This window comes from Kineococcus gypseus, assembly GCF_050871305.1.
GTDB classification, from domain to species: Bacteria; Actinomycetota; Actinomycetes; order Actinomycetales; family Kineococcaceae; genus Kineococcus; species Kineococcus gypseus.
This window is the reverse complement of the sequence record NZ_JBJLRD010000083.1, coordinates 1-10309: the sequence shown is the minus strand read 5'-3', so window position 1 is coordinate 10309 and position 10309 is coordinate 1. Positions and strand designations below refer to the sequence as shown.

Below are 10309 nucleotides of genomic sequence, written 5' to 3'. Positions count from 1 at the left end.
TACAAGCGCCTGGCGCTGCGCTACGACACCAGCAACACCACGATCACCGCGCTGGCCCGCCTGGCGATCACGCTGATCTGTGCCCGTCGACTACCTCCGACGAACTAATGCAACGGCTTGTTAGCCGGCCGGGCGCAGGGCGAGTGCCGCGGCGGACGGTCCTCTGACGGTGAGGGGACGACACCGGGACGGGCGACGTCCCTGCACGTGCCACGGCCGGTCATCACTGAGGACTCACTGCCGCGCTCTGTCGGCATGCGCGCCGCTACCGCCCGTGAAAGCAATTGTGTCACCGCTTAAGCGGTGACACAATGCAGAGGTGAAGATGGCGTGGACGCAAAGCACCCGCCGCCATCGCGTCGGCCGGGGCTCGGCCAAGCACGTCATCCAGACCGCGATCCCGTTCGTCCACCTCGAGCCTGGCCGAGACCCGCAGCTGTGGTGGGTCGGCCCGGACGAGCGAGGGCGGGAGCTGGAGGTCATGGCGGTCTGGCAAGAGGACCTCCTCATGTTCGTGCACGTCATGCCCGTGTCTTTGCGAAAGGGGAAGAACTGATGAGTGCCGGGGACCAGGTGCGACTGCCCGACGGTGTTGTGTCGGTGACCGAGGAGTCGGACTACGACCCGTCGACCGACGTCGTCCACGACCCGAGCGGACGCCCCTACGACGACGCGTACTTGAACGAGCTCGCGGACGAGGCCGAGCGTCAGGGACCGCCGCAGGTGCGCCGCGGCCGACCGGCCTTGGGATCGACGTCTGGCCGACACTCGCCGCGGCTGTCCACGCGAGTTCCTCAAGACGTCGACGACGCCGTGCGCGCTGCTGCCGAGAGGGAGGGCGTGACGCCGGCTCAGTGGCTGCGCGAGGCCATCCAGCAGCGCCTGGTTCGCGGGTAAGCCTCCGATGCTGACGCTGATGGGCGCATCTGGCGTGGTGCTGAGGTCGGACCGGGACGTTCCCTACTCGATGATCGAGAACGCCTTGCACGCACAAGGGTTCTTGGACGGGTACACCATCCACATCCGTCCCTATCGCGACCAGCTCATGATCCAGATCCAGGTGTCTGTTCCCGTCTCGTGGATCACCGCGGCGGGCGTCCCTGAGTTGCCGGCAGAGCAGGTGCTCCGTGCGCTGACCGATGCTGTCGAAGAGATTGATAGAGCCTCTGCGGAGTGACGCGCCCCCTCATGTCGGCTCCGCCAACCAGCCAGAACAGGCTGCAGCCCCGCATGACCCTCACATGAAGGTGGTCACCGAGACGTTGCCGATATCAGCTACCGAAGTGTGCGAGTGATCCCACCGCGCTCAGCGCCGGCTTCCTGCTTGGCGCCCCGCTCGAGCCCTTGCGCTCGTGCCAGGCTGCGCGGGTGACGACGGATTTCCCCTGGCGGCGCGAGGCAGTCGTGCAGGTCCTGCGCGATCGGCTCCTCATCGAGGGGGCCGTCACGCAGGGCTTCACCGGCATCGACGTACGCCCCGCCCTGGCCGACGAACCTCCGCACACGGACGCCATGGACAGCACCGACGAGCCCGAGGCCGGGCTTGAGCACGTCGTCGTGGTGCTGCGCTGGCGGCAAGACCCCCACCGGTACGCCATCGCCGTGCCCCTGGTGCCCGGCCCGGCCGGCCCGCCCCCGCCGGGCGTGCACGAGCCCTCCTCCGTGTACTCGCTGCAGTCCTGGGCCGAGGAGGTCGTCCTGTGGCTGATGGAGGAGCTGGACACCGGCCTGGTCCGCCGCGCGGGGCGCAGCACGGTCGGTGAGCTCACCTTCTTGAGCACCGACACCGCTTTCGGTACCGCGGCCGTGGACGTCATGCCGCACGGGTACCACCTGGGCCCGCTCTACCTCGGGCCCGGTGGCGGCGACGGCGAGCACCTGGCCCGCGCCGGCCTCGACGTCGCCACCGCCCGGCACCTGCTGAGCCAGGGCCGGCTGCTGACCTGGCTGCACGCCTACGTGAACAACGCGCGCGGTGAGCCGTACGTGGGTCACGCCGTCGTGGCGCGCCCACCGCGCCACGGCAGCGGGCGCGAGCCGGGACCGGCCCGCCTGGCGGTCCTGCAGCTCGTCCCCGGCACCCCGGGCACCGTGGCCGCCGCGCTGACCTACCACGCCGTTCACGAGGCCGTCGAAGCCGGCGCGCAACGCATCACCAGCACCGTGGACGACCCCGCCCTGGAGCAGGTCGGCTTCCACCGCACCGGCGGCGCCGCGGAGGTCTCGGTGAGCTGGCACGAGGTGCGCAGACCCGACCTGCACCACGGCAGCACCCGCGCATAACGTCCTTTATCTGCGGGTCCGGTGCGGCAGCCTCGACTCACCGCTCGTGCCGGGAAGTGAGCAGGTGACGGCTAGGGGCTGTCCTGCGGACCATGACTCCAGCGCACGGTCGGGTCACACTCAGATCGCGAGATGAGCGCACGTGGGAACGGCAATGGATCGGACCTGGAGCCTGCTCGAAGAGTGGAGCGCACTGGTCGGCATCCTGGTGGGGTGATCGTTCGCGCACGCACCCTTGAGGACCTGCCTGCCTGCGTCGCGGCTCTGCGCGCGGTGCACGACGTCGACGGGTACCCGACGTACTGGCCGCAGGATGCCGCCCGCTGGCTCACGCCTGATGGGTGCGCTGCGGCGTGGGTCGCCTTCGACGATGACGGCACTGCCTTGGGGCATGTCTGCGTGGTGCAGGGCGTCGATGACGCGGTGGCGGCTGCGGCGGCCGGGGTAGCGGTGCAGCGGCTGGCCGGCGTCTCGCGTCTGTTCGTCGCTCCCGCAGCGCGTGGCCGGGGCCTTCGTCTGGGGACGGCGTTGCTGACTGAGGCCGAGGGCTGGAGCCGGCGGCGCGCTCTGCAGCTCATGCTCGACGTCGTCGACGACGGTGCGCCGGCTGTGCAGCTCTACGAGCGGCTGGGGTAGAAGTTGGTGGATCGTCGTGATGCTGACTGGGTGACCCTGCAGGGTGAGCGGCACCGGGTGCGCATCTACCTGGCACCCGATGAGGAGGTCCGCGACGGGTCCTGACGGCACCGCACGGCTCGCGCCATGACCGCGCTATGACCGCGCACGGTTGCGAAGCGCTCAGACGCCGGGGGCCTGCCCTGTGACCGGCCACAGGTCCAGCCGCACGACGTAGTCGGGCAGTGCCTTCTGCAAGGTTGATCGAAGCCGGTGGCCGTCCTGCTCGTAGGTCTTGGCCGCCTGCGGCGAGTCCCACCCGTCCTCGTGGCGGTAGTGGGTGTCGAACAGCTCCTGCCAGGTCAACAGGTCTCGCACCAGCGGCTCAGGCAAGCGCAGCTGCTCGAGGTAGTCACGTCCCATGCAGGCGCCGAGTCCTATCCACAGCGGGGTGGAGGCGAGGTAGTCGCTCATGAGCACCAGCGATCCGACCGCCTGGTCTAGAGCGCGCACCATGGGGTCCACGTTGCCAGTTCCGGGCTCGGAGAGGTGGCTCAAGGTGCTCGTAGGACCACACGCAGATCGACATGACCGTGAAGTCGCGCCTCCATGATCCGCAGGACAGGCCCTAGTCGCTGGAAGGCGCGTGGGCGGTGTCCAGGTAGCGGCGCAGCAGCTGCGTCCACGCCCGGGGCTGATCGAGGTGGACGTCGTGCCCGGCGTCGGGCACCACGACGTGCCCGGTGCCCGGGCGCAGCTCGAGCATCCGATCGACCTCCGCAGCGTCCAGGCCACTGCGCTGCGCCTGCACCAGCAGCGTCGGCGCCTGCACCTGCTGCCACTCACTCCAACGTGCCCTCTGGGCCACCGCGGCGATGGCCGCCTGCATCACATCGGCGTCGAAGCGCGGCCAGAACCCGTCCTCACGCTCTTGCAGGTCCTGCGCCCATGCCGTGGCGATGGGCGTTCCCTCGAAGTGCTCCACCGCCGCCTGCCGGGAGGCGAAGGGCACCGGCCAGGAGGCGAACCAGTCCCCCAGCTGCGCGGAGTAGTCCTCTGCCCCGCCACCGACACCGCCCTCCAGCAGCACCAGGCGCTGCACCAGGTGCGGGTGCCAGGCGGCCAGCAGCAGCGCGGTGTGCGCCCCCATCGACTGCCCCACCACCGAGACCGGCCCACCACCGGCAGCGGTGTCGATGAGCGCGACGACGTCCTGCACGTACGCGCGGCGGGAGAGGTCACCGGGGCGGCGGGTGCTGTGCCCGTGCCCGCGCTGGTCCAGCGCGAGCACCCGGTAGCCGTCGCTGAGCGCGCCCGCGGTGGCCTCCAGCTCCTGCGCGCTGCCGGCCAGGCCGTGCAGCAGCACCACCACCGGCCCGGCACCGCCGGAGTCCAGGTACGAGAGAGTCACGTCCTCGCGGTGGACCTGCAGGCGCTGCACGTGCGAACTCCTATCGTGGACGGCTGAGCTCGGTGGACGGCTGAGGCGGCCGAGCGTGGATCAGCATCCAGCACCAGTCGGCCACCGCACGCCTGCCGTATGCCTGCCGCATGCCTGCTGCGCGATGCGCACGACGTCACGGTCGTGGCGTCCTGCGCGCGATCACTATTGGGCGGCGTCGACTCGAGCCGCTGGTCGGGCCGCCTTGAGCCGCCCTTCCGTCACCCCACGCTCAGCGCCCGGGCTGCAGCACCTCCAGCTCGTCGTCAGGACCGACCACCAGGTGCAGCCTCTCACCCAGCACGTTCAAGTCCAGCTCGGTGCTCTCCTGGTGGTGAGCGATGCCCTGCAGCTAACCGACCACGCTGTGCGGTCCGTACGCGTACTGCCGCGCGATCCGCACCCGCGATCCCAGGTGCTCCCGGGACAAGCTGTCAGCGTCCACCGTGACCCTCCCCCTCGTCGTGACCTCCCAGGAGCCTGACGGGAGCAGGCACCGGTGGGCATCGGGGACCTCCCTGACTCTGCCCTGATCAGCGACCACGGTCATCGCGCTCAGCGCAGCACAGATGCGCGGCCGCACTGCGAGAAGACCTCACCCAGCGCTCAGCTCAGTGCACATCGCCCGGCGAAGGGAACCCGCCGGCGCTGCGGAAGCACTGCACGCGCGTGCGCCGTCTGCCAGGGCCGACGCATGGAGGAGCCGGCTGCCCGATCTGCTCGATCCGCGCGATCGACCAAGGGCTGGGTGGCAGCGGTCGTGGTGGCCGTGGCCGGCTACCTCGTCACCGCCGTGGTGCTGCGGCTGTGGATGTCCTGGCCCGATGCGCTGTTGTGGGCCCTGGTGGGCGCCGCCGGGTGGTTCGGAGCAGACGTCGTCAGCGCCATCGAGCATCGACGGGCACAGCACCGGGCGCGGGCATGGCGCTGATCGAGATGTGCCTAGGGACCGTGCACCCCGATCTGCGCACTCCCTCCACCGCCGCGGTCGACGAACAGTCCACCTGAGCCGGCACGAGTGCCCACCACCTGAACGACTTACGCACTCATGCCGCGCCGTCCGGGCGCGCTCACGCGGCAGCCGCCAAGGCCGCCCGCTCTCAGGTGACCAGAGCGGACCGCAGCTGCTGAGCCGCCTCCGGGTCGGCCAGGGCGCTGCACACCGGAGCACGAGCAGGGCAGCGCTGCAGGCTGGGGCACACCAGCACGACCAAGCCGCGCAGCACCAGGCGAAGGTGCGTCGTGGGATCCACCACTGCTCCCACCATCAACGTCTTGACCGCGGTGCCCATCAGCGCGTGAGCAGCCCACACCGGCATGCCCCGGGCCACGAGCAGACCCGCCGCTCCGCGCCCGATCGCGCTGACGTACGTGGCAGGGTCGACGGCGGCGGCGACGTCGTTCAAGGCCACGCACAGCTCGTGGCGGCGCAGGAAACGCCGGCTCATCGGGCGTGCTTGCAGCAGCGTCTCGGCGACAGCCCCGTAGCCGGTGGACGGCTGCTGCAACACCGCCATCGCCGTGCTGGCCCTCTCGCCGACCTCGCGGTGCAGCTGCGTGGCGTTGCGCGCGGCCCGGCGACTCGAGCGCGTCGTGGGCGGTCGTGATGCAGCCGTGGACCGGCTGCGGCGAGCGGCTCTCGATAGCGACGACGACACAGATCCGGACGACGATGCGGACGCCGATGCGCGGCCAGACCTGGCCACCGGCGCGGGACGAGCGCTGGGCGCAGCACGCCGGGGAGCAGGCTGTGCAGCAGTGCGCCGGGGCGTGCGAGACCTCCGCTGCAACGGTGGCAGGTTGCCCGCCTTGCGCTGGCAATCCCGGTACGGCCCGGAGCCGGTGTGGTGCTGCTTACCGCACACCTCACAGGGACGTAGACGTCCCCGTCGCCGCTGCTGGGTCATCGCGCTCCTCCGCCGATCGCCACGATGATCAACGTAGCCAGCGCCACCGACACGACCTCGCATCACCGGCAGCTGCAGCAGGTGACCCCCAGAGCCGCGTGAAGGTCTGCGCACTCTCACAGCACTAACTCACCTGACGGACGCCGCACGCCGACCGCGCCTCGACAGCCAGGGCAGTCCCACCACATCGCCCACGACCACCGGAGAGCCGTCCTGGGTGGCCATTCCCCAGGGCGCTCCAGCGTGGCCCGGAGCACCAAAACCCGCCGCAACCACCGCGCAGCCGGCACCGCACCGGCAGCACCACCACGGCGGAAACCCACCGTCGCGACCGCGGTGATTGGCGCCCCGGCGCCCGCGCCGACGGCACCGCGGTGCGCACCGCACCACCGCCCACGCAGCACCCCTCGGGCGCACCGCGGGACTTAGAAGCCGTTGCATTAGTTCGTCGGAGGTAGTCGGCGGGCACAAATCAAGGTGACGGCCAGACGTGCCAGCGCGGTGATCGTGGCCTCGGTGCGGTCGTAGCGCAGCGCCAGGCGCTTGTAGGCCAGCAGCCAGCCGATGGTGCGCTCGACGACCCAGCGGTGTCGGCCCAGGCGCTGGCTGGAGTCGATGCCGATCCGGGCGATGCGTGCAGTGATCCCTCGACGGCGCAGGTAGGCGCGGCAGCGCCGGTTGTCGTAGCCCTTGTCGGCGTGCAGCTTGAGCGGTCTGCGTCGGGGATGTCCGCGGCCGGTGCCCTTGACAGCTCGCTGCCCGTCCAGCAGCGGGGCCAAGAACAGCGAGTCGTGCCGGTTCGCTCCGGAGAGCACGACGTTCAGCGGCAGCCCGTCGGCGGTGACGAGCAGGTGGTACTTCGTGCCTGCTTTGCCCCTGTCCGTAGGGTTTGGGCCCGTCAACTCGCCCCCTTTTTCGCTCGGACGCTGACGGAGTCCGCGCTGGCCCGGGACCAGTCCAACAATCCTTGCTGACCGAGGCGGTCCAGGACGGCGGCGTGCAGCTCGTCCCACACGCCGGCGTCCTGCCACTGGCGCAGCCGGCGCCAGCAGGTCCAGCCCGAGCCGTAGCCGAGCTCGAGCGGCAGCTTGGCCCAGCCGATGCCCGTGGCCAGCACGAAGACGATGCCCTCGATCACCTCCCGGTCATCATGGCGAGGACGGCCGGTGCGGCCACGCGGCGCCGGTGGTGGCGGCGGGATCAGCGGGGCCAGCAGCTCCCACAGGTCATCGGTGATCAGCTGGCGAGGCTGAACGAGGGCATTGGTGGCCATGTGATCCAGGCTGCGCCTGGCTCAGCGCGACACGCCAGAGTCCTGGACCAACTTCTGCAACGGCTTCTTAGGGCACCTAAGTCCATCTCACCCCGGGGCCCGCCCCGGAGCCCGCCCCGGGCCGCTGCCGGCGGTTCGCTTCCCCGGCTCGACGCCGGCTCACCCGCCCTGGCGCACCCGCTCCTCGGCCCCTCCCCCGGCCTTCCCCATGCCCAGCGCAGCGACGCCCTGACCAGGGCGAACGGACTTAGGGCACCTATGTCTATAACTTGCTCCGCAGGCCCGGCAGCAGTGATTTCCGGCGCCTCGTCACGGGGGCGGGCCAACACTCCTGTGGGCAGCCCTTCATCGAGCGGGCACCACGTGCTCAGAGACGTGCTTACAGACGTGCTCACAGACACGTGTCGTCCTCGTCCCGCCCGAACACCGGCAGCAGCGTGGACGCCGGAGCACCGCGGCAGGACGGCCCGGCACGTCCCGCCACGCAGGTGCCGGTCAGCCGGCGTCGGCGGCGGCGTCGGTGTCCGGGACCACCGTGCAACGCGCGGCGCTGGAGTCCTCGGCCGGACCGTCCTCGGTCCGCACCCGCACCGAAGCACCCTCCTGCAACGGCACGCGCACCGAGCACTCCCACAGCGAGCCCGAGAAGTCCGACGAGGCCGGATCGTCCGGGCACGAAGCGCGCATCCCGCACGAGCGCAGCGCCACGGCGACGTCGTACTCGCCCGGCTCCAGGCGCAGGCGCGCGACGACCTGAGCGTCGGGGCCGGTGTCCCGCGCCGGCGTGACCAGCGCCAGCACGGGCTGCTGGCTCGTGCGGGCGCGGTCACCGGCGTGGTGCACCTGCACCGTGTAGGCGGTGGGCGCATCGATCGCGTGCAGCTCGGTGAGGACCTGCACCACCACCGACGCCGAGGCGTCGCGCGATGCGCTGAGGACCTCCACGCCCCCACCCGGCCCGCCACCACAGCCGGCCAACACCACCACCGCACCCACCACGCTCACCACACCCAGCGCACGCACCGCACGCACGAGGTCTTTCGCCACAGCGGTGGGACGCCGCCGCCCGCAGCTCGGCTCCACCCGCCCGCGCCTGACCCCGCCTACGCCTGACCCCGCCCGCGCCTGACCCCGCCTCAGCGCCGGTGCAGCCGCAGCGTCACCCGCGCGATGCCGTCCGGCTCCTGCCCACCACCCACAGCGCTTCCGGCGGCGCTGACCACGCCGCTGCCGGTGCTCCAGCTCACGGGCGTCTCGAACGCGAAGGTCTCCTCCCCCGCGCGCTCGACCCACACCGACCAGCCGTCCCACGGCATCCACAACCCCCACCCGTCCGAGAGCGGCGGGCGCCCGGTGCCGACCAGCAGCTCACCGCCGGGCACGTCGGCCACCAGCGTGGCGCGCTCACCGATCAGCCAGCGTGAGGCGGACAGCACCCGGCACGCCAGCAGCTGCTCACCGTCGGGGAAGACACCGGACGAGATCGCGTACAAGCTCACCGCGAAGACACCCTCGTGCACGTGCGCCAGCTCGTCGTGCTCACGTGGGCGCTCGAAGCGCCCGGTGGACAACCGCAGCACCACCCGCGCCGGTGGCCGGCCCGGCAGGACTTGCGTGCGCACCTCGGCGCTGACCGCGTAGTCGTCCGCCGGGTGCGCCGGCGCAGCTTCGACCTCGATGCGCGGACGCGGGGAACGCCGCCCGGCCTGCTCGGCCCACTCCTGCTTAGCCCGCTCGGCGCGCTGCTGCGCCCGGCCCCGCTCGCGCAACCGGGCCTGCGCATCCAGCGCCCGCTGCAGGCGATCGCGCACGTCCTGGCTCAGCGCCCGCACCGCCGCGCGAGGCACCCGCCGGCGCAGCTGCTCCACCTCCTCGCCCGTCAGCGCCGCGGTGACGACGGTGCCGGCGTCCTGCAGCTCGGCCAGCAGGCGGTCACCGCGATCGCGCACCTGCACCCCCAGTGCGGCGGTGGCCAGCGTGCGCGCCAGGCGCCAGTGCTCCTCCACGCCCGGGTCCACCACCACCGCGCCGGGCCAGCGCCCGGTGCGGTGCGCCAGGTGCCCCGCAGCGTCCAACTCGCGCAGCTCCTGCTCGGCCCAGTCCTGCTGCTCCAGCAGCGAGAAGGGCAGCACCGCGGCCGGGCCGTGAGCGCCGGCGGGCTGCTCGCTCCAGCGGTCGGTGTGCACATCCAGCACCAGCGCACCCGCCGACGGGCGCAGCACTTCCAGCACCGCCACGCACACCCGCGCCGCGCCCAGCCAGTCCCGCTCACCGACCTCGACCGCGTACAGGACACGCTCGGGCGACGGGCTGGAGGTCAACACCCCGCGAGCCTGGCACCCCCCACGGCAAGCGTTCGGCCAACAGCACACCCCGATCCAGACACACGCCCGGGCAGTGCCGCCCAGCAGGTGCCGCTCGCCCGCTGCGCTGAACACCCGCACCACCGCGGCGGCAAAGGGTGGGCACACGAGGGGCGAGGAAGCCGGCGCACTGCCTCACCCGGGCCGACCCGAGCGGCAGCGAGGACTGGTGCCCTGGCCGGTGAGCGGAGCGAGCTGGCAGCGAGAGCGGCCGTAAGCGAAGCGCATGGCCATATCTCGCTCTCCCACCCGCTCAGGTGCGCTGGTGCGGGTCCTTCCGTCGCGCCCTGGCGCGACGGGGCAGCCCGCAGGGCTGCAGGACGTGGGGGGGCCCGGGGGCCCCCCCCCCCCCGCCGGCCCAGGAGGTCCACCGGCACGCCGCTGCCGGACAGGTCGCGGTCGGCCAGCAGCGGCACGAAGGCGCCGT

General features: G+C 71.8%; 12 protein-coding genes and 1 pseudogene. 7 read left to right on the top strand and 6 right to left on the bottom strand.

The genetic code is table 11. The features are described 5' to 3' along the window. The 6 genes and pseudogenes from ACRYMN_RS20010 to ACRYMN_RS19985 form a co-directional block, all read left to right on the top strand. Window positions 1-108, top strand: a pseudogene (locus tag ACRYMN_RS20010) (IS5/IS1182 family transposase); the annotation flags it as partial. A gap of 211 nt (window positions 109-319) precedes the next feature. After that, window positions 320-556: a hypothetical protein gene (locus tag ACRYMN_RS20005; protein WP_432499015.1), complete on the top strand. Its 237-nt coding sequence runs from the start codon at window positions 320-322 to the stop codon at window positions 554-556. Between the two features lie 44 nt (window positions 557-600). Further along, entirely contained in the window at window positions 601-897 is a 297-nt protein-coding gene (locus ACRYMN_RS20000; RefSeq protein WP_432499013.1) for a hypothetical protein, read from the top strand. Between the two features lie 7 nt (window positions 898-904). After that, window positions 905-1177, top strand: coding sequence for a hypothetical protein (locus tag ACRYMN_RS19995; RefSeq protein ID WP_432499010.1), 273 nt, complete (start codon window positions 905-907; stop codon window positions 1175-1177). Window positions 1178-1368: 191 nt separating this feature from the next. Further along, window positions 1369-2283, top strand: coding sequence for a hypothetical protein (locus tag ACRYMN_RS19990; RefSeq protein ID WP_432499008.1), 915 nt, complete (start codon window positions 1369-1371; stop codon window positions 2281-2283). A 213-nt stretch (window positions 2284-2496) separates the two neighbouring features. Continuing rightward, window positions 2497-2919 (top strand): GNAT family N-acetyltransferase, encoded by a 423-nt coding sequence (locus ACRYMN_RS19985; RefSeq protein WP_432499005.1) that lies wholly within the window; start codon window positions 2497-2499, stop codon window positions 2917-2919. A 162-nt stretch (window positions 2920-3081) separates the two neighbouring features. Here the strand turns inward: ACRYMN_RS19985 and ACRYMN_RS19980 are convergent, their stop codons facing one another. Next, on the bottom strand, window positions 3082-3456 hold the full coding sequence (locus tag ACRYMN_RS19980) for a hypothetical protein (protein ID WP_432499002.1): 375 nt from the start codon (window positions 3454-3456) through the stop codon (window positions 3082-3084). Window positions 3457-3526: 70 nt separating this feature from the next. Continuing rightward, window positions 3527-4339: an alpha/beta fold hydrolase gene (locus ACRYMN_RS19975; protein WP_432498999.1), complete on the bottom strand. Its 813-nt coding sequence runs from the start codon at window positions 4337-4339 to the stop codon at window positions 3527-3529. Between the two features lie 748 nt (window positions 4340-5087). On the opposite strand from ACRYMN_RS19975, the gene ACRYMN_RS19970 reads away from it, so the two are divergent. After that, a complete protein-coding gene (locus ACRYMN_RS19970; protein WP_432498997.1) occupies window positions 5088-5270 on the top strand; it encodes a hypothetical protein in 183 nt (60 codons plus the stop codon). A 169-nt stretch (window positions 5271-5439) separates the two neighbouring features. Here the strand turns inward: ACRYMN_RS19970 and ACRYMN_RS19965 are convergent, their stop codons facing one another. The 4 genes from ACRYMN_RS19965 to ACRYMN_RS19950 all read right to left on the bottom strand — a co-directional run bounded on the left by ACRYMN_RS19965 (window position 5440) and on the right by ACRYMN_RS19950 (window position 9843). Then, window positions 5440-5850: a hypothetical protein gene (locus ACRYMN_RS19965; RefSeq protein ID WP_432498995.1), complete on the bottom strand. Its 411-nt coding sequence runs from the start codon at window positions 5848-5850 to the stop codon at window positions 5440-5442. An 836-nt stretch (window positions 5851-6686) separates the two neighbouring features. Next, a protein-coding gene (locus ACRYMN_RS19960; RefSeq protein WP_432498992.1) for an IS5 family transposase occupies window positions 6687-7519 on the bottom strand; the annotation gives its coding sequence in 2 pieces (ribosomal slippage) (window positions 6687-7162 and window positions 7162-7519; 834 coding nt in all). A 495-nt stretch (window positions 7520-8014) separates the two neighbouring features. After that, entirely contained in the window at window positions 8015-8524 is a 510-nt protein-coding gene (locus tag ACRYMN_RS19955) for a hypothetical protein (protein ID WP_432498989.1), read from the bottom strand. A 131-nt stretch (window positions 8525-8655) separates the two neighbouring features. Further along, the gene (locus ACRYMN_RS19950; protein ID WP_432498987.1) at window positions 8656-9843 is read right to left on the bottom strand and encodes a hypothetical protein; all 1188 of its coding nucleotides are present in this window, start codon (window positions 9841-9843) and stop codon (window positions 8656-8658) included. Window positions 9844-10309: the final 466 nt, after the last annotated feature.